Source organism: Vibrio pomeroyi (assembly GCA_041879425.1).
Lineage (GTDB): Bacteria > Pseudomonadota > Gammaproteobacteria > Enterobacterales > Vibrionaceae > Vibrio > Vibrio pomeroyi_A.
Genome location: CP090854.1, coordinates 1,100,460 through 1,119,930, shown reverse-complemented (window position 1 = coordinate 1,119,930; position 19,471 = coordinate 1,100,460). Strand labels below are relative to the sequence as shown.

Below are 19,471 nucleotides of genomic sequence, written 5' to 3'. Positions count from 1 at the left end.
TTTGTTTGAAACGAATATCGTTTAATTACGCTTTCTATTCACAAGGGTGAGCTAAATGAATCAGCGCTAAGCCGCCAAGAGAGGTTTCGCGATACTTCTTATTCATGTCTTTACCCGTTTGGTACATGGTCGCGATGACCTTATCCAACGAGATCAAAGATTTACTATTGCGTTTCAATGCCATGCGAGATGCATTAATCGCCTTCATCGCACCCATCGCATTTCGTTCAATACATGGTACTTGTACTAAGCCACCAATTGGGTCACACGTCATACCGAGTGAGTGTTCCATCGCAATCTCTGCTGCAATACAAATCTGCTCGTTACTGCCCCCACGCAGCGCAGTCAAGCCCGCAGCCGCCATAGAAGACGATACGCCCACCTCTCCTTGGCACCCTACTTCGGCACCTGAAATCGAAGCGTTGGTTTTGTACAAAATACCAATCGCACCCGATACCGCTAGGAAGTCTTTGAGTTGCTTGGTATCCAACTCTTTAATAAAGCGATGGTAATACATCAATACCGCAGGAATCACACCCGCCGCCCCATTGGTTGGTGACGTCACCACTTGGCCACCCGCCGCGTTTTCTTCACTAACTGCAAAGGCAAACAGGTTAATCCAATCCATGATTTCCATTGGATCGTTTTCGACGGCTGCATTCGCTTCTAGCTTTTTCAATAGGTTTGGCGCACGGCGAGTGACGTTCAAACCGCCATCTAGAATACCTTCAGTCTCAAAGCCACGTTCCATACAACGCGACATCACGCGCCAGATCTGGTCTGCCTTTTCTGCAATAGCATCTGCACCTTGGAAGGCCGACTCATTTTTCAGAATCATTCCACCTAGGCTCATGCCGTTGTCTTCAGCTTGTTTCAGCATTTCGTCGGCGTTCTTAAAAGGATAAGTCACCTTTACCGATTCAGTTTTGGTGCCGTTTTGCAGCTCATCCGCGGTTGCAATAAAACCACCACCAATCGAGTAATAGGTTTCATCGACAATTACCTTACCAGTTTGATCGAACGCGGTAATCATCATGCCGTTTTCATGCAGAGGCAGATTATCTTCGTGAAAGAGCATGTCGGTTTGGTAGTTAAAACCAATCGCGTGGCTGCCACTCAATTGCATTTCACCACTGTCGATAGCCCGTCGCATCGCTTCATTAGCGCTGGTGATCTTAATCGTGTCTGGCTTATTGCCAAGCAAACCCAAGATGGTCGCTCTGTCGGTGTGGTGACCTATTCCGGTTAACGATAACGAACCATAAAGATCGACCTGAACACGCACCACCTCTGTGATTCTGTCTGCGACTAATTGAGTGAAATGGAAACCCGCAATCATTGGGCCGTTAGTGTGTGAGCTCGATGGCCCCACACCAATTTTGTAGATATCAAAGATCGATAACATAGATATACCAGTAAAGAATCGGTCAATTAAGAAAGAGCGGCATAAAGCCAATCAGGGATAACAGTACAAGCAGCGATCGTCACAACCGCAAAGACCAACAAGCCGTAGTGACTCGCGGTAGGCTTAGCAAACAAATGCTTTTGCTTGGCAATAAATTCGTGTTGTTGCTGTGTCACCTCTCCCCAGAAACGGCTCACAACAACACCTAAAACTAAGAAAACCACCGTGCCAATTAAGGCAAACCAAGGCCAAGAGATGCCACTGTATTTGGCAATAAATACCACTGCGACACTGCCGATACTGCCTGCAATAACACCTTTTTCATTCGCTTGCTTGAAGAACAAACCAAGGATGAAAGAGCCAAGGCGAATACCAACAAAAATTGAAGTCAGGCTGGCAATAGTTTTGAGTACAGATTCGTTAGAGACCGCCAACAAAGCAGGTACAACTACTGACGCTGCGGCAACAAGGCTCATTTTTCTTGCCACCGATTCATAGTGCGCGTCAGAGGCTTTCTTACGGAAGAAGCGCTTATAAAAATCGAACGTTGCCACGGTCGCCATTGAGTTATAAGTGGAATCCAGTGTCGACATCGCCGCTGCCGACAATGCAGAAATCACAAGCCCAACAATGATTGGGTTAGTGTGGTTAAACACGAAATCGAGAATCACTTCATTACTGTTTTCAAAGCTGGAGTCTTGATAGAAGACACTCAACAGAACGCCCATCACAGCAAAAAACAGATAGATGAAGAACGCGCCGTAACCACAAAGCAGCATGGATTTTTGTGCTGTCTGAACGTTTTTTGTCGCCAGTGTTCTTTGGATAATCAGTTGGTTAGTGCCATATACGCTCAAGTGCAAAAAGCTCACTGCTACTACACCTGCCCACAATGTGGTGTCGACGCCAAGATCAAAATCGAGGTTGATGATATTCAGATGCTCAGGAGACAACACCTCCCCCGCATCAATCTTCATCAGTAATAAACCAAAGATCGCAATGCTGCCGATAATCAATACTGCCGACTGCAGCATGTCTGTCCATATGACGGTTGAGATGCCCCCCGCATAGGTATACAAGGCGGTAAACAGGCTGATGTAGATGATTGCCTCAGAGATACTCACGGGCAACACTTGCACTAAAATCAATGCCACCGCATACAGAATAACCCCTGCCGAAATACACTGAACCACAATAAACACGATGGAATTGATCGTGCGAGCAACAACGCCAAAGCGGTGTTCTAGGTATTCGTAAATCGAGGTCAGGCCGAGTTTGTAAAACACTGGAACAAAGAAAACCACAGCGAAAAAGATCACTACTGGGTAATTCAGATGAACGCTCATTGCTTCCATGCCTGAGCTATAAACCCAGCCCGGCATACCCACGAACGTCATCGCACTGATGTAGGTTGCAAGAATCGACACACCCGCCGTAAACCAACCAAATTGTTTTCCACCAGTCGAAAAGTCGCCACCAACGCTATAGCGCTTGTTTACTAAGTAGCTGATAAATAAAGTAGTTAACACATAAAGAGCAATAACCACAAAACTTGAGTACGTAACCATTTTGAGATTCCGTTTATTGTATTCTTCTAATCATTCGCCGCCAATAGTACTCAAAAATGGATATTTTCCCTCAAAAACCCACAGTAAGTGTGACTATTATCACTAAGATAGACGATTAAACACTCAAATCGCCCCACAAAGCACAAAAACGCAGTTAAATGAGATCAAGATCACCAAAATACACAAAATGGGTACGCACTCATTTTAAAATTGACTTTGATCACGGATCTAATAACCACAAAGATTCTATTATCTCTCCCGAAATGAAGACGGTGTGATGAAGCTAAATAATCAACACACAATAATTAAAACCAAAATCACCCTATATAAAATAAAGGTTTATCGGTCATGACCATTAAAAAACACATGAGCGAAGTTCCTATGATTCAAAGGGTAGCCGCATATCTAGCAATTCTAGTCGGCTACTTTTTCTATTGTTATAACTTTGTAATTATTGACTACGTACGCCCATACATCGTGGAAGAATATGCTGGTATTAGCCTTTCTGATACCGCTCAGTTCTACACTTGGCAGTCGGTTGGTGCTCTAATTGGTGCACTGAGCTGTGCATGGTTCGCAACCAAGTTCGGCAAGAAGTCCACACTAGTAGCAATTACGGCATTAAACGGTGGTGCAACCATCATCAATATGATGTTCACCGACTACGTCACTTGGGCTGCAATGCGTTTCATCATTGGTTTATCACTGGGTGGTTACTTCACTGTAGCAGTGAGCCTAATGATCGGCCTATTTACACCGACTGTACGTGGTAAGTTGACCGCATTTGCTTCTTCAATGTTCTCTGTTGCCTTAGTAGCAATGGGCGCTTACGCAGCCTTCATTACAAGTGTTGATGCACCTTGGCAGAGCCTAATGTGGGTAGGTGGTATTCCACCGCTTGTAGCAGCAGCGCTAATGATCTTTGTATTACCAAGCGACAAAACGGTGATCGCCTACGGTGAAGAAGATCAACAAACAACAACCAATGCAGCTGGCGAAGTAACCGAAGCTAAAAAAGGTTCTTGGGGTGAGATGTTAAGCAAGCCTTACCGCAAAATTACGATTACTTGTTTACTTCTTTCTGGTCTTAACTTCTACGGATTCCAATTCTTCGGTGGCTTTGTAACTACCTACCTGAAAGATGTTCGTATGTTTGATGGTGCAACCATCGGTTTGATCTTCTCTATATCAGCATTTGGTTCACTCTTCGGTGCATGGTTCTGGGGATGGGCAGCAGATAAGTACGGTCGTAAGATCAACGCATTCGGCTTCATCCTCGCAGGTATCATGGTTTCTATCTTCTTTGTCGCACCTGGCGACATGGTGATTGGTGGCCTAAACATGCTGGCTCTTCTAGGTCTTATCTACAACTTCGGCCTGTCTGCTTCTGCAGTATGGGGCGGTTACTTCTCTGAATTGTTCCCAGCACGCTTGCGTAGCTATGGTGCAGCTTTATTCCATGGCGGTCGTATTATCGGCATGTGGGCACCAATGGTTCTTATCTTTATCCAAGAACGTACCGACCTACAAACGGCAATGTGGGGTTCACCAATCGTATGGATTATCGCTGGCCTACTATGGCTAACACTGCCTGAAACTCTTAAAGGTGGCGTCTTCGATAAGAGCAAAAAAGCAGAAGCAGCAAAAGCTTAATTCGAAACTCATACGCTGAAATTCAAATACGAAAAATTTAAAGCCGGCTGAGTAGTCAGCCGGTAACAAAATCCAAATCGAGTCCTGTTCCGAATGTTGACTCGACAACACAAAGAGAAATTATTATGTCTAAATATCAAGAAGCTAAACGCATTGTTCGCGAATACTTTGATGCAATGGAAAACGCAACTCACGAGAACGTTGCTGAAGTTTTAAAAGCACACACTTCTGAAGATTACTTGTGGCGCGGTGTTTACCCATTCCGTGAGCAAGAAGGCGCTCAAGCTGCGGCTGACGTTTTCTGGGCTCCAATGATGAAATCAATGACTCGCATGCAGCGTCGTCAAGACATCTTCATCGGCGGTAACAACGAAGTTAACCCAGATGAGATTTGGGTAATGAGCATGGGTCACTTCATGGGTCTATTCGACGCTGAATACCTAGGCATGCGCCCAACTGGCAAGATCATGAACGTTCGCTACGCGGAATTTAACTGTGTGGTTGATGGCAAAATCACTAAGACTGGCCTGTTCCTAGATCTACTAGGCATGATGGATCAAGCGGGTTGTTACCCACTTCCACCATCAACTGGTAAGCACTTCGTATACCCTGGCCCACGTAACCACGATGGTCTGCTATTCGAAGATGCAGCTCCAGAAGAAGGTGTTGCAACGCTGGCTCTAGTAAACAAAATGGTTGATGACCTGTCTACTCTTAACGACAGCGGCGCGATGGGTTGCCCACCAGAAGTACTAGCGAAGAGCTGGTCAAAAGACATGATTTGGTACGGCCCATGTGGTATCGGCGCGTCTTACACAATTCCTCGCTACCAACAACAGCACCAACTTCCTTTCCGTAACAACCTGAAAGACAAGAAGTTCAACGGCCACGTTTGTCGTTTCGCTGAAGGTAACTTCTCTTGTTTCTTCGGTTGGCCAAACCTATCAAACACGCCAACAGGTGGCTTCCTAGGGATGACTGGCGGTGAAGTACGTGCAAACATGCAAGTAGTTGATGTTTACTACCGTGACGGTGACAAACTGTCTGAGAACTGGGTTCTTATCGACCTTCCTTACTGGCTACAACAGCAAGGTCTAGACGTGTTCGAACGCACTTCAACCATCATGAACCCAACACTGTAATCGAAACGCTTTAATCCAAAAGATTGAAACGAAATAGTGGCAACCTAAATAGACATCTGATTTAGGTTTCCACGCTTGCTGGGAGATCCTTCTCGCTCCTAGTAGGTGCTCCAACCAATTCATTATTGCTCCACTAATAACTGAATCTACTAGTGCCTCATGGATGGGGTACACCCTGCCAAACCATTACCTATAATAACGGGCTTGAAAGCACGGCGGCTTTCTACGGCCTGAATAAAGAGAATAACAATGAAAAAGTCGATTCTTTCAGCAGTGATCCTGACAGCACTTACTTCGGGTTCTGCTTTTGCTGCACACACTTTTACCAATGACGCGGGCGACAGCCTGACCCTAGATGGCCGTTTTGATGTTCGTTACCAAGACAAAGGTGGCGACCATAACGGCGAATGGAACAGTGGTAGTTCTCGTTTCGGCCTTAAAGGTCAAATGGGACTAGACAACGACTGGACTGGCTTTGGCCATGCTGAATGGGGTTACAACTCAGGTGCTAACGGCGACAATATTTATGACCGACTTCTATACGCAGGCGTAGAGCACGAAAAATACGGCAAGATTGCTGCAGGTACTAAGCAATGGTCGACCTTCTACGATGTGGCTTGGTTTACCGATATGGGCCGCGTATTTGGTTCACGTGGCTCTGGCTACTACAACCTATCTGACTGGGGTATTGCTTCTGGTACAGGCCGTGCCGAGAACTCAATCACTTACCGCAACAACATCAGCGACAACTGGAAATACGGCTTCACTTACCAAACCACTCGTGAAGATGTTGGCCTAGCTGACGGTTTAACCGCAACGCTGAAAAACGGTATGGGTGCATCAACGCTTTACACTGTGATGGATGGCTTAACCATTGGTTTGGCTTACCATCAAAATGAGTTTGATGATGTTGATGCTGGCGTACAAAACATCAAAGATGGCGATACACAGCGCATCGGTTTGTTGGGTGTGAACTACACTAATGATGGTCTATTTGTTGGTTTCACCTACAGCCAAGGTTCAAACTGGGAAACCACCAGCCAATCTGAATTCTACGACCACCGTGGTGCTGAGTTCTTCACGTACTACCACTTTGAAAACGGTCTGCGTCCAACCTTTAACGTTAACTACTTAACGGATACAGACGACAACGCTAACGGTTACGAGCGTCAGTTGATAATCCCTGGCCTTGAGTACCACTTTAAGAAAAACAAGTTCTTAGTGTGGACGGAATACCAATTTGATAACGGTAAAGATTCATACAACGGTGTGAAATACGAAAACAGCGACGACCAATTCGCTGCAGGTATTCGTTACTACTTCTAATGGCTGAATAAGGCGTTAGATAAGTAAGACTGAACAACACTGTCCAACTAAAGCTCTACAATATGCTTGGTATGTACGTAGAGCTTTCTTTTGGGTCATACCCAAGCTAATACCCAACAACCTCAATTAACCCTTATCTTTCATGACATTCTCATGCATTGCTTTTTTGAATACGTACCTATCTATGATACTCTGTAGGTCGTTAAATTGGCTTAAAAGCATGGTCTATGAACTCACCAAAACACTCCACGGCGTCAAAGCCAACCGTTACTTCAAAAGATGTCGCTAAGCTCGCTGGCGTTTCTCAATCTACCGTTTCTCGTGTATTTGTTCCGGGCAGTTCAGTGTCTGAAAAGACCAAGCAGAAAGTGTTCGATGCAGCAAAATCGTTGAATTATCGTCCCAATGCGTTTGCACGTAGTCTGACGACAAATGAATCCAAATTGATTGGCTTAGTTTTCCCTGATGCTGACTACCCAATTCACATGAAAACCCTGCAGCTCATCTCGACTGAGTTACAAAAACAGGGCTATTCTGCGGTGCTTATTCCGTGGCAAGTCGATGGTAATGACAACCACTCGATTCCTAACATCTTCCAGTATCGAGTTGATGGTGTGATTGCAGCTTCTGCAACCTTCAACAAGTCACTTTATGAAGAGTGTGAAGAGTTCGACATCCCAATTGTTCAATATGCACGCGTGGTTGAAGGTACTAAGAGTAGTCATGTGGTGAGCGACAACTATGCAGCAGGCCAAGTTGCTGCTCAGCATTTGCATAGCGTTGGAACAAAGTCAGCAGTTTACCTAACAGGTAACGTACCGACTTACACCAATGGCGAACGTGAAGCGGGCTTTTGTTCAGAGTTCGAAGACCTAACAGGCAAGCAAGCTCGTGTTATTGAAGCGGATTACGACTACCTCGATTCACTAGATACGATTCGCGCTCTGTTTTCAGAGCCAGAACAACCACAAGCGATTTTCTGCGCGACAGATAACCTAGCAATGGCTGTTATGGATGTAGCGCGCTTAGAGTTCAATCTGCGTATTCCTGAAGATCTGCAAGTGATTGGTTTTGATGACATTCCACAAACACAGTGGTTGAACTACCAATTGACCACCTTCAAGCAAGACTTCAGACGCCTTGCCCGCGAGTCAGTGAAAATTGTCGTTAGCCAAATTCAAGAGCAAGACACCAGTTTGGTTAAGTTGATGGTGCCAGTGAAGTTCATAGAGCGAAAAACAACGCTAAAATAGAGCCAAAGTTAAGACGCATTCCAATAAAAATCCCGCTCATATAGAGCGGGATTTTTTATGATATTTAACTAATTCCCCACACCACCGGTTTTCTCTGCCGGAGATTCAGGTGTGACTGGCGGCCACTCTTCGAAGGTTGCTAAGTGTTGCTGAATAGCGGCTTGAGCAGGACCAAATGCCCACATCTTCTGCCCCATCCATTTCAAGTACATTCCAGATTCTTCAGCTGCTCGCTCGTAAGGGTCACGACGCAAGTTGAACAGTAGTGGTGCGTTAAGTTCTTCTTTCGGGCCACTCCAACCGTGGTTCTGTACTACGAAGTGTGCTTTCCAATCTCCAACTCGAACGGCTTGTAGCTTGTCTCGTTCGTAGTAGTAAATCTCTTTACGATTCGACTCACCTTTTTCCGTCAACATATCGACTTGGTTGTAACCATCGAGGTGTGCTTTAAAACCATCGTGACCTTTCAGCATTTTCTCTTTCAGATCTGTTGGGCCACCCGCCGCTGCAATCAGTGTTGGTAACCAATCCATACCATCAAAGATGCCATTGCCGACACTGCCAGCAGGGATCTTACCCGGCCAACTCACCAATGCAGGAGCACGAACACCACCTTCCCATGTTGTGCCTTTTTCGCCATGGAACGGTGTCATACCGCCATCTGGCCATGTCATGATTTCAGGACCATTATCGGCCGTGAAAATGATGATGGTGTTATCTGCAATGCCGAGTTCTTCCATTTTGGCAAGCATCTCACCAACGTGATCATCGAGATCTTTCATCACCACTTCTTGCAGTCCCCAGCCGTTCTGCCCAAGCATGGCTTCGTACTCTTCAGAAAGATGCGTCCAAACGTGACCTCGTGATGGGCAATACCAAGTAAAGAATGGCTTCTCCGCTTCAACCGCTCTTTCGATGAAGTTGATCGCGTGTTTATTGACTTCATCATCCAGTGTACGCATACGCTCAATCGACAGCGCACCATCATCCTCAATGGTTTGTCCGCCCTTACCATCCGATCTTGAATAGATCACGTTACGAGGTGCAAAGGCATCGAGCGATCCATCTTTTGGCCAATCAGGGTCTTCGGTGTATTCCATCGCATTCAAGTGATACAACCAACCCCAGTACTCATCAAAGCCATGCATTGTCGGTAGGAACTCATCTCGGTCGCCTAAATGGTTTTTACCAAACTGCCCAGTCACATAGCCCATGCTCTTGAGCATTTCTGGAAGCGTTGGGGTATCCGCACTCAAACCTACAGGCCCACCTGGTAAGCCAACAGAGTGCATGCCCGTTCGTACTGGTAATTGCCCAGTTAAGAAGGCGGAACGACCCGCGGTACACGAAGGTTGAGCGTAGTAATCGGTAAGTAACATGCCCTTCTCGGCAATGCTGTCGATATTCGGTGTTTCACTGCTCATCACGCCATTGTGATAGGCACTCAGGTTTGAGATCCCCACATCATCAGTGAAGATAACAAAGATATTTGGCTGCTCTTGAGCTGACCATGCTGATAGCGAAAAGCTACTCAACACACTCAGGATAAGAAGATGGAAAATCCTTTTCATAGAATGTCCTTATACTGTTTCAGATTGTTCGTTATGAATCATTTTTAAACCGACTAAGCCAAAGCCCAGTTCCAAGATCAGATAGACGAAAAGTAGCCAATGCGGCATGCCATCCACCACCAAACTGATGACTCGTCCGGCAGCTAAACCCAACATGAAAACCACCAAACTATAGAGCGCTGGCAGTCGATATTTTTTGAACAGCGCGCCAAACACCCAAAACAACGCCAGAGCCAAATAAAGCCCCATCACTGCACGAAAGATATGAGTCACATTGATGGGGCTCGCATCTATCCCAAAAAGGTAATCAAGAGAGACAACTGGCGCATAGCCGTAAGACAGTGCAATGGGTGTTAGTCCCACAACTGCAACTAACAGGAAAACACTTTGTGGCTTCATATCCTTACTCTTTTAATTTGGCTCTTTTCAAAAAACATAGTCTACAATCAGCAATATACAAGTTGCATATGTGAAAAATGGGCAATTAAAACACACATTCACATTCGTGCTATTTCACATCGAAGATAAGGATATCAATATGGCTAAATGGCGTTATTTACTCGCATCAGCATTAGCTGCAAGTTCAACCGTCAATGCTCAGGAAGCAAGTGAACAAGCGGATACAAAAAAGTGGCAACATAGCTTCGAAATTTACGCGCTCGCACTCAACATCCGCGGAGACAGCACCATTGGTGATTTGTCTGCAGATGTCGATGTTGATCCTGCATTCATCATGGATCATCTTGATATGACCGCAATGGTGCGTTTAGAGGGTATCTATGACAATCAGTGGGGCTATTACATTGATTACAGCTTCATGAAGTTAAGCGGAAAAACAAACTCCGTTTTAGGTAGCAACCTAGAGGTATTGAAAGGCAATCTTGATATCCGACAAGGTGTTTTAGATGTGAAAGGGTTTAAGCGCTACCAATACGATTTTGGCACGATTGATTATCTGTTTGGGCTTCGTTGGTGGGATAACGACATTGATGCCAAGCTTTACACTTCAGTTGGCGACTTAAATAGAAGCAAATCATTAGATGAAGATTGGATAGATTACCAAATCGGTGTGAGATGGATAACGCAGATCAATAAGGATTGGAAGTTTCACGCTACCATTGATTCAGGGCTTGGCAGTGACACCGACTTTACCTCATCTCTTTTAACTGGTGTTCGATACCAGATAAACAGTTGGTCCGACCTAAATGTTGCCTACAAATCCACTTGGGTGGACTACGAAAACAAAGGAACTTTTGAGTATAACACGGCATCACAAGGTTTCTTGATTGGGTGGGCTGCTCACTTTTAATTCGATTCTCGTAACGCGTTAGAACCTAGGCCAACCCAACATCGGTCGTTTGGATTTAATTTCTATTAAAACGTAAGCCTCAAATGATTCATACCTCTGGAGGTGCTCTCTATTTCCAGAGGTTTTTCTTCGTGAAACATACACCGCCCTACCTCAAAGAAAATCCATAAAATCATAGAGTAACACCGGCACATCGTTCATTTAATCTATCTAAAAAATTGTAATTTTAGATCATGGAAATACACATTTATATCTTGAGATATTTAATCTTTATTTAATCTACTCCCACCACATTCGAACAGTGTTTTTTATTTTTAAAAGATCGTTAGAATCCTCTCCCGAAATTTACAAACCAGAGTAGAAACAATGAAAAAATTAGTCTTAGCGATATGCGTAATGGCATCAGCTCCAGCGTTAGCATCCAATGAAATGTATGCGTTGGGTGGTTTCGGTATGGATAGCGGGGACGTGGGCGGACAGTTCACTTTCGGCAGTCAAATCATGCAGAGTAATTGGTATGTTGAATCAACATTACTTGCCATCACAGTAAAGGACAGCTCGGTTAGCACGGACAGCAACAATGAGAAATTAACGAGGAAAGAGAAGTTCGATTCGTTAGTACTTTCACTAACACCAACATACAAGCACAGCTTCAATGATAACTTCTCTGTTTTTGGCAAGTTCGGCGCTTTGTACTCGCACTCAGACACAAAGTTAGAGTACATTTCCAATAAAGGATCTGAAGTAACAAAAGGCTCTCATGGTGATCTTGGCTTAACTTACGGTATCGGAGCCGAATACAAATCAATCAAACCAATCTTTGGCAACTCTAAACTACTGACTCGCGTAGGGTATGACTGGTATGAATACGGCGGTTCTAGCAGTTGGTACACCAACGACTCAGTATTGGGCGTACAGACAGGCTTTACCTTTTAAGCGTTATAAAACCATTAAGATAAATAAGCCTTGTGCTAAACAGGGCTTATTTAACGACACACTCTTTCTTCATTATAGTTAGACCAGCATCGAGAGTCTGCGCCCACGCTTGTTCAACTTGATCATTATAGTGCGGGTCGTATTTCTTGACGGTATTCAGTAATGAGTGAAACCACTCGTTGAGCTCTTGTTCAGAAATATCCATCCCGAGCTCTTTGTGTTGCTTACCAAGCCTTTTTACGGAGCTCCGCACACTGGGTAAACCAGAAGAGTTATAAATCAGGATGATTGAGGCTTTGAGCATCTTGGTTTGTTGCTCTAGTCCTATGTTTTCAAAACGCTCTGAAAACCTAGGATTATGCTCACAGAAATCAGCCAAGAATGTTTCTAGGAATTCTTGGTCTATTCTGCAACGCTCAAAGCTCTCATAAAACAGTTCGTTTGGTGTCATCTAGCCAATCCTTTGCAATGGTTCGTTCGCCCTGAACAACCGAGATGACTTAATTATACGTCACTGTGGCATAAAATGAACTGAGGCATATCATGAACTAAGGCATAAAGTGAGTTGCACAGATCTTGTTTCCATCAGGATCTCGCAAGTAAGCCATGTAAAGTCGACGTTCGTCAGAACCTCTCGCACCAGGTCCGTTTTCAATGCTCTTGCCACCATTTTCTACGCCAACACGATGCCACTCATCCACCAGCTCAGGAGAAGATGCTAAGAAGCCGATCGTCATACCATTACCGTGCGTTGCTGGCTGACCATCAATCGGTTTGGTTAAACCTAATACACCGGTTTGGCTCACGTAAATGCAGCGGCCTTTAGGGTCGACAGAACCTTCGCTGTAGCCAAGCACCTTCATGATTGGGTCATAGAAAGACTTCGCGCGTTCAATATCTTCGGTTCCAAGAAAAACATGGCTGAACATAACTAACCTCTTCTTTTAGTGAAAGAACTTCCTAAACTAGCCCCTTCAACCTCATTTGTCTAGGCGTTCTCTAACTACAATTGTTGCTTTATCCACTGAGCAAAAACCTGAAACTTGGTTCGTTGATCCATCCCTTTCGGGCACACCAAATCGTAGCCCTTACCAGACTCAATACTCATCATTGGAGCCACTAACAACCCCTGCTCGATTTGCGGCTTCATAAACTCTAAGCGCCCTAGTGCAACGCCCATTGAGAGTATCGCAGCATCCATGGCCAAACGATTATCACTGTAGTAATCACACATCAACGTGCAATCCACTTCGCTTTGAGCTTCAGCTAACCACCGCTGCCACGCCGTCACGTTTCCACTATGAATAAACTGTACATCAGCTAATTGATGTACTCCCTTATCGAGACTAAACCTCTTGGCATACTCTGGGCTGCACACAGGAGTTCTGATCCCTGAAAAAAGTCGCTCGCTGTTATGGTTAGGATAGTGACCCTCGCTATAAAAAATCGCCACGTCATAAGGTTCAAATTGGAAGTCAGATTGGTTCTGTTTGGTTTGCAGCTTAAGGCTCAAGTTCGGATAGAGTTTTCTAAATTCCGGCAGTCGTGGCATCAACCAAGAAGATGCAAAATAAGGAGAGGTTGCTATATATAGCTCACCACTCAATTCACCCGTTTGAATGTCCATCAGTTCAGAAAATATCGACTCAAAAGAGACATTCAACATCGAAAGAACTCGCTGTCCTTCTGGGGTCAATTCGAGCTTTCTCGTTTTACGTACAAACAGACTAAATTTCAGCTGTTGCTCCAACTTTTTAATACGATGACTGACACCGCCCTGTGTCAAAAACAACTCTTCAGCAGCCAAAGTAAAACTCAAATGTTTAGCCGCAACACTGAATGTATGCAGCAGTGATAGTGTCTGTTGCCTATTTTCAAATAAGCTCATGGATTATTCTCACTAATTTATAACTCATCAATTCTGGTTTGTCGGTGCGCCAACTCATCATATAGATTAAATCACGTAATCTAAAAGTCTAATGGTGAATAACATGAAACAAGAACAAAAATTAAAAGTCGTCGTGATCGGTGGTGGTTCAAGTTACACCCCTGAGTTAGTTGAAGGCTTATTAAAACGTCATCACGAATTACCTATTACTGATCTGTGGTTAGTGGATATCGAGGCTGGGTTAGAAAAAGCCCAGATCATTGCCGACCTAACCAAGCGTATGATTAATAAAGTGAACTGCGAAATTAATGTTCACCTAACCACGGACCGACAATTGGCTCTGAAAGACGCCGATTTCGTGTGCTCTCAATTTCGAGCAGGTCGACTAGAAGCAAGATTACGTGACGAACGTATCGCCTTGAAATATCGAATGATCGGGCAAGAAACTAACGGGCTGGGTGGTTTCTCAAACGCCTGTCGAACTATCCCGATTGCATTAGAAATCGCGAAAGAGATGGAAGCATTGTGCCCGAACGCATGGCTACTCAACTTCACCAATCCATCAGGCATGGTTACCGAAGCTCTGCTTAAACACTCGTCGATTAAAACCGTTGGCCTGTGTAACGTTCCAGTCAACATGGAGCTTGGTGCAGCCAAAATGCTTGGCGCAAAACGTGAAGACATTACGATGCAAATTGCAGGCTTGAATCACTTAGTGTGGGCTCGCAAGGTGCTACATGAAGGGCAAGACAAACTTGGTGAGGTCATCAATCAACTTCTTGGTGGCAACGATCAAATGATGCCAAAAAATATCCCTCCCTTTGAATGGGACGGCGAGTTGATTCGCTCACTCAACATCATTCCATGTGCATACCTGCGTTACTACTATCAGTCTCGAGATATCTTAGATAAAGAGTTTGAGGCGTCGAAGAACAACGCTAACCGCGCCGACTTGGTGGCTCAAGTTGAGAAGCAACTGCTTGAGATATACAAAGACCCAATGTTAGACACCAAACCTCAACTGTTAGAAGAGCGTGGCGGTGCCTATTACTCTGAAGCGGCTTGTGAGTTGATGAGCAGTATTTATAACAACAAGCGCTCTATCATGCATGTAAACACCCGTAATAACGGCGCAATACAAGGGTTGCCAGATGACTGCGCGGTCGAAGTCAGCTCTGTGATCACCAGCAGTGAAATCATCCCACTCAACGTCGAGCCTTTTGACAGTGACACGCTGCGCTTGATCCAACAAATGAAAGAGTTTGAAACCCTAACCGTAAAAGCTGCAATCACGGGAGATATCGCCACAGCGAAACGTGCCCTGATCCTAAACCCAATCGTCGATACAGGCTCGCACATTGATGAAGCTCTACTAGAAACGATTCGCGAAAACTTAGAGTTCATGCCTGCGTTCGCTCATCGGCTCACATAGTGTGATAACTCCCTCAGTATAACTCACTGTTTTCGGTACATTAGCTCAGCAAATGCTGAGCTAATTCAAAACTAAAAGTCCACACCTTCTCATTAGAATGAGGCCAACCATGAAATTGATATTGAACGCCGATGATTTCGGTCTCACAGAAAGCGTAAACCTTGGCATTGTTGATTGTTTGAAAGCCGGCATGGTGAAATCAACCACCATTATGATGAACCAACCAGGTACACAACATGCCATCGAGCTTTACCACCAAGGCTTAGTTCCTGAAGTTGGATTACATTTTACGGTCACGGCAGGCAAACCCATTAGTTCACCAGAGCTCATCCCCAGCCTTGTCGATGATCAGGGTTATTTTTTAGATAAAACTACCCTGCTCAACAAAGCAGATGTTGCTGAAGAAGAGGTGGTACTTGAGCTTAATGCGCAATACCAAGCTGCGCTTGATGCTGGTTTAAAGATCAATCATATCGACAGTCATCACTTCGGCGGCGTTTTCCAGCCTCTTAAAGCTGCATTTACTCAAACCGCCAATGATATCGGCCTGCCTGTGAGACGAATCGACAATATTGTGAGCGGGCAAGATTCACTTTTAGTGCCAACGCCAGATGCGTTTGATATGCGATTTTTTGATGACGGGGTTTCACTAACCGGCTTGCAAGATTTGCTGTTAAGCCACCAAGCCATGACGCCTAACGGCACGGTCGAATTGATGTGCCATCCCGCGCTTTTTGCCAGTGACGAACTGAGGTCATTGTCTAGCTATCTCACTAAGCGAGTGGAAGAACACGCCTTATTGACGAGTCCGGTCTTACAACAATGGCTCTCTGACAATGGTATTGAATGCATTGGATTCGATCAGCTTTAGCTAAATCCTAAAACCAATCTAGTCGACGATACGCTGAGCACCCTGCCCTTGGTCATGCAGAATATCTTCTGGGTTTAATAGATGGCACTTCTGCATGCTCAGACAGCCACAGCCAATACAGCCTGTGAGATTTTCTTGTAGTGAACGGATCTGTGCCATCTTACTGTCGAGTTGCCCTTGCCACTTCTTCGCAACTCGCTCCCAATCACGCTTGGTTGCGGTGTGGTTCATCGGCAAACTAGACAACTCTTCGGTGATCTCTTCAAGCGTGAAACCTATCGACTGGGCGACTTGAATAAGGGCAATTCGCCTTAACATCGCAGATTGATAACGTCGTTGATTACCATTGGTTCGGATAGAGGCAATCAATCCTTTGGTTTCATAAAAACGCAGAGCCGAGGGTGCGACACCACTGCGCTCCGAGAGTTGACCAATCGTTAAATACACGATGTTTTTCATGTTGTTACTTCCCTTTCCGAATATCCAATACGTGCCAGACTAGTATAGTCAACAATAGAGTTCACTTTAACTTTAGGTATACGTCTGAATTTTGGTAAAAACTCACGAGACTTTGAAGCCTCATATCTGTGATGACTGATTATGACTTTTCGATTTGATTACCATACATCTCATCAAAGCCCGCAATACCCTGCTCCCAGGTCGGTTGTTCTTCCCCGACTATCGATTTCAACGTATCAATGAACAGCTTGGTTTTTATCGGCGCATCTCGATGAGGATAAACCGCATAGAAGGTACCAAAATCATCCAATGCCAAATGCGTCATGATAGGCACTAACTCGCCCTTTGATATTTCATCAGTGATCATTTGTGCCGTGACTACAGCTAAAGTATTGCCTGTTAACGCACTCTTCGGAATCATCTCCACATCATTCACCTTATAGGTCGCATTAAGCTGAAAGTGCTGTGTATTGCCCTCTTCGTCACGGTAAGAGAATTTGTCAATCACCAGGCCCGGTGCGGCATAAATAGTGGCAGGCAGTGACTCTAATTTTTCGATAGTGTCAATTGAACCGTGCCTCTCGATGAATTCAGGTGACGCGACAATCAAGAGTCTGCTTCTCGCTATCTTGCGACTGATTAAGCTAGAGTTTTTAGGCTTGCCAATACGAAAGCCAATATCGAAACCTTCTTTGACCATATCAACAATGCGATCTTCGAGTCTCAGTTCGAAATCGACATCCGGATACTGTTGCTGAAACACTGATATGGCTTGCTGAACATACTGCCTCCCAAACATGGTAGAGCTCGTAATCCTTAAAAGACCTCTAGGTTCGGAATGGTAGTTCTGTGCCAAACGTTGTGTGTCATTAAGCAAAGCACGCAATTGATGGGCTTGGTTGACCATCTCGTTACCTGCTGCTGTGAGCGACAACGAGCGAGTGGTTCTGTTCAACAGTCGCACATCGAGCTCTTCTTCAAGACGACTGATCTGTTTAGAGATCACAGAACGGTTAACGTTCCTCTGCTCCGCAACTTTGACGAACGAGCCAAGTTCAACTACTTCCAAAAGCAATAATAAACGACTTGATGTATCCATAACGACCTTTGTTGCATTTAAAGCACCAATTAAGTGCCAATATGACTATTTTTCTCATCTTATTACAAATCTATAGTAGCTGCACATAACGGAGACAACATTCAGTCCCAAATAATTAGAGGAAACAAAGATGACACTACTATCAATTACTAATCAAAATTGCATTGCTACTGTATCAATCAACAATCCACCAGTGAACGTATTAACTTTCGATTTAATTAATGAAATCAATGAGTTTGTTCTATCGCTAAAAGATGACCGCGATACTAAAGTGGTGGTATTCAAATCACTACATGCTGAATTCTTCCTAGCTCATTTAGATCTTAATGTGATCAACGGCACTCAAGGTGGACAGGCTGGCTCAATCGAATTCAACCACATGATTGAAAACATCAAAGCGATGAAACAAGTGTCTGTTGCTGTTGTGGATGGTGTTGCTCGTGGAGGCGGTAATGAGTTTGTGATGGCATGTGACTTAGCTTATGGCACTGAAAATTCAGCGTTCGCGCAACCAGAAATTCATGTAAACATCCCGACAGGTGGTCAAGGCGCGGTACAGTTTGCAAGACGTATGGGTAAAAACAAAGCACTACAAGCACTATTGCTAGGTAACGATTTTACGGCGCAACAAGCTGAAAGCCGCAATATCATTACTCAGTTCGTGCCGAAAGCAGAACTTGAAGATTTCTTAGCGACAACGCTAGGTGTGATCAGCCAATTAGAAGTGCGTGACATCGTGATGTACAAAGAGATCATCGCGACCTCAATCAAAGATGAGCAAGCGGGCGCAGAGCTAGAATTACGTTACTTCTTAGAGCGTGCAAAAGAGCAAAAAACAGCGGCCATCATTGCTGCATTCCTAAAGCACGGTGGTCAAACTGAGCGCGAAGCAAAAGACATTCAAGGCATCTTCGTTGATACCGCCGCTGAGTTATCAAACTAATACAGCACCTAAGGCAGCCATAAGGTTATGGCTGCCTTGTGCGTTGAAGTCTACCCACTCATAACGTTAACCAAAGCCACTTAGCCAACCTTATTCATGATCACCTTAAGATTCTCGATCATATCTGCGTTAGTCATCTCGCCCGTCTCCATATCGAAGTTGTCGTAGAAACTAGGAACAGACATCGATCCTTTCACATCGGCATCGAAGTAAGGCGCAGAGTTAACCGCAGAAGACAACACCGAAGTCGCACCACCGGAGCCCGGAGAGGTAGCCAGCATCACCACAGGCTTACCTTGATACACTTTCATATCGATGCGTGATGCCCAATCGAACACATTTTTAAACGCCGCTGTGTATGAGCCGTTGTATTCCGCAAAGGAGATGACAACCGCGTCTGATTCTCCGATTTTGTCAAAGAAACGTTGAGCGTGTTGATGAATGCCCGAGTCTTGCTCTCTTTTCTCGCTATAAATCGGCATCTCGAAATCATTGAGGTCGAGCACCTCAACTTGCGCGCCTTCGACTAAACCTGCGGTGTATGCTGCAAGCTGTTGGTTGATTGATGTTGTACTGTTGGTTGCGCCAATCGCTAATACTTTCATTATTTATCCTC

Annotated in this window: 19 protein-coding genes; 9 read left to right on the top strand and 10 right to left on the bottom strand. The window is 44.8% G+C overall.

What is annotated here, in order from left to right; genetic code table 11:
• Nucleotides 1-34 precede the first annotated feature (34 nt).
• Complete coding sequence (locus L0992_05070) at nt 35-1,405, bottom strand: L-serine ammonia-lyase (protein ID XGB68059.1); 1,371 nt, start codon at nt 1,403-1,405, stop codon at nt 35-37.
• A gap of 26 nt (nt 1,406-1,431) precedes the next feature.
• Nucleotides 1,432-2,973: a sodium/solute symporter gene (locus L0992_05065; protein XGB68058.1), complete on the bottom strand. Its 1,542-nt coding sequence runs from the start codon at nt 2,971-2,973 to the stop codon at nt 1,432-1,434.
• Nucleotides 2,974-3,321: 348 nt separating this feature from the next.
• Here L0992_05065 and L0992_05060 point away from each other — a divergent pair, with 348 nt between their 5' ends.
• The 4 genes from L0992_05060 to L0992_05045 all read left to right on the top strand — a co-directional run bounded on the left by L0992_05060 (nt 3,322) and on the right by L0992_05045 (nt 8,347).
• Nucleotides 3,322-4,626: an MFS transporter gene (locus L0992_05060; GenBank protein ID XGB68057.1), complete on the top strand. Its 1,305-nt coding sequence runs from the start codon at nt 3,322-3,324 to the stop codon at nt 4,624-4,626.
• 125 nt (nt 4,627-4,751) lie between these two features.
• Nucleotides 4,752-5,768 carry a nuclear transport factor 2 family protein gene (locus L0992_05055; GenBank protein ID XGB68056.1) on the top strand — a complete coding sequence of 339 codons (1,017 nt, stop codon included), beginning with the start codon at nt 4,752-4,754 and terminating at the stop codon, nt 5,766-5,768.
• Between the two features lie 249 nt (nt 5,769-6,017).
• Entirely contained in the window at nt 6,018-7,094 is a 1,077-nt protein-coding gene (locus L0992_05050) for a porin (GenBank protein ID XGB68055.1), read from the top strand.
• Nucleotides 7,095-7,321: 227 nt separating this feature from the next.
• The gene (locus L0992_05045) at nt 7,322-8,347 is read left to right on the top strand and encodes a LacI family transcriptional regulator (protein ID XGB68054.1); all 1,026 of its coding nucleotides are present in this window, start codon (nt 7,322-7,324) and stop codon (nt 8,345-8,347) included.
• A gap of 68 nt (nt 8,348-8,415) precedes the next feature.
• Here the strand turns inward: L0992_05045 and L0992_05040 are convergent, their stop codons facing one another.
• Nucleotides 8,416-9,918, bottom strand: a complete 1,503-nt coding sequence (locus L0992_05040; GenBank protein XGB68053.1) for an arylsulfatase — start codon at nt 9,916-9,918, stop codon at nt 8,416-8,418.
• 9 nt (nt 9,919-9,927) lie between these two features.
• Nucleotides 9,928-10,317: a DUF4345 domain-containing protein gene (locus tag L0992_05035; protein XGB68052.1), complete on the bottom strand. Its 390-nt coding sequence runs from the start codon at nt 10,315-10,317 to the stop codon at nt 9,928-9,930.
• A 139-nt stretch (nt 10,318-10,456) separates the two neighbouring features.
• Here L0992_05035 and L0992_05030 point away from each other — a divergent pair, with 139 nt between their 5' ends.
• Both L0992_05030 and L0992_05025 read left to right on the top strand, forming a co-directional pair.
• Nucleotides 10,457-11,227, top strand: coding sequence for a DUF481 domain-containing protein (locus tag L0992_05030; protein ID XGB68051.1), 771 nt, complete (start codon nt 10,457-10,459; stop codon nt 11,225-11,227).
• A gap of 366 nt (nt 11,228-11,593) precedes the next feature.
• Nucleotides 11,594-12,163, top strand: a complete 570-nt coding sequence (locus L0992_05025) for a porin family protein (protein ID XGB68050.1) — start codon at nt 11,594-11,596, stop codon at nt 12,161-12,163.
• Nucleotides 12,164-12,209: 46 nt separating this feature from the next.
• Here the strand turns inward: L0992_05025 and L0992_05020 are convergent, their stop codons facing one another.
• From L0992_05020 to L0992_05010, 3 genes are all read right to left on the bottom strand, one after another.
• Complete coding sequence (locus L0992_05020; protein ID XGB68049.1) at nt 12,210-12,614, bottom strand: globin; 405 nt, start codon at nt 12,612-12,614, stop codon at nt 12,210-12,212.
• A 97-nt stretch (nt 12,615-12,711) separates the two neighbouring features.
• The gene (locus L0992_05015; GenBank protein XGB68048.1) at nt 12,712-13,092 is read right to left on the bottom strand and encodes a VOC family protein; all 381 of its coding nucleotides are present in this window, start codon (nt 13,090-13,092) and stop codon (nt 12,712-12,714) included.
• 74 nt (nt 13,093-13,166) lie between these two features.
• Nucleotides 13,167-14,051 (bottom strand): LysR substrate-binding domain-containing protein, encoded by an 885-nt coding sequence (locus tag L0992_05010; GenBank protein XGB68047.1) that lies wholly within the window; start codon nt 14,049-14,051, stop codon nt 13,167-13,169.
• Nucleotides 14,052-14,154: 103 nt separating this feature from the next.
• On the opposite strand from L0992_05010, the gene L0992_05005 reads away from it, so the two are divergent.
• Complete coding sequence (locus L0992_05005; GenBank protein XGB68046.1) at nt 14,155-15,483, top strand: 6-phospho-beta-glucosidase; 1,329 nt, start codon at nt 14,155-14,157, stop codon at nt 15,481-15,483.
• 109 nt (nt 15,484-15,592) lie between these two features.
• On the top strand, nt 15,593-16,354 hold the full coding sequence (locus L0992_05000) for a carbohydrate deacetylase (protein XGB68045.1): 762 nt from the start codon (nt 15,593-15,595) through the stop codon (nt 16,352-16,354).
• Nucleotides 16,355-16,372: 18 nt separating this feature from the next.
• Here L0992_05000 and soxR read toward each other — a convergent pair whose 3' ends face one another.
• Together soxR and L0992_04990 are read right to left on the bottom strand one after the other, a co-directional pair.
• The gene (soxR, locus tag L0992_04995; GenBank protein ID XGB68044.1) at nt 16,373-16,813 is read right to left on the bottom strand and encodes a redox-sensitive transcriptional activator SoxR; all 441 of its coding nucleotides are present in this window, start codon (nt 16,811-16,813) and stop codon (nt 16,373-16,375) included.
• Between the two features lie 139 nt (nt 16,814-16,952).
• Nucleotides 16,953-17,912 (bottom strand): LysR family transcriptional regulator, encoded by a 960-nt coding sequence (locus L0992_04990; GenBank protein ID XGB68043.1) that lies wholly within the window; start codon nt 17,910-17,912, stop codon nt 16,953-16,955.
• Between the two features lie 130 nt (nt 17,913-18,042).
• On the opposite strand from L0992_04990, the gene L0992_04985 reads away from it, so the two are divergent.
• Nucleotides 18,043-18,855 carry an enoyl-CoA hydratase/isomerase family protein gene (locus L0992_04985; protein ID XGB68042.1) on the top strand — a complete coding sequence of 271 codons (813 nt, stop codon included), beginning with the start codon at nt 18,043-18,045 and terminating at the stop codon, nt 18,853-18,855.
• Nucleotides 18,856-18,935: 80 nt separating this feature from the next.
• Here L0992_04985 and L0992_04980 read toward each other — a convergent pair whose 3' ends face one another.
• Nucleotides 18,936-19,460 carry an NAD(P)H-dependent oxidoreductase gene (locus L0992_04980; GenBank protein ID XGB68041.1) on the bottom strand — a complete coding sequence of 175 codons (525 nt, stop codon included), beginning with the start codon at nt 19,458-19,460 and terminating at the stop codon, nt 18,936-18,938.
• Between the last annotated feature and the right edge of the window lie 11 nt (nt 19,461-19,471).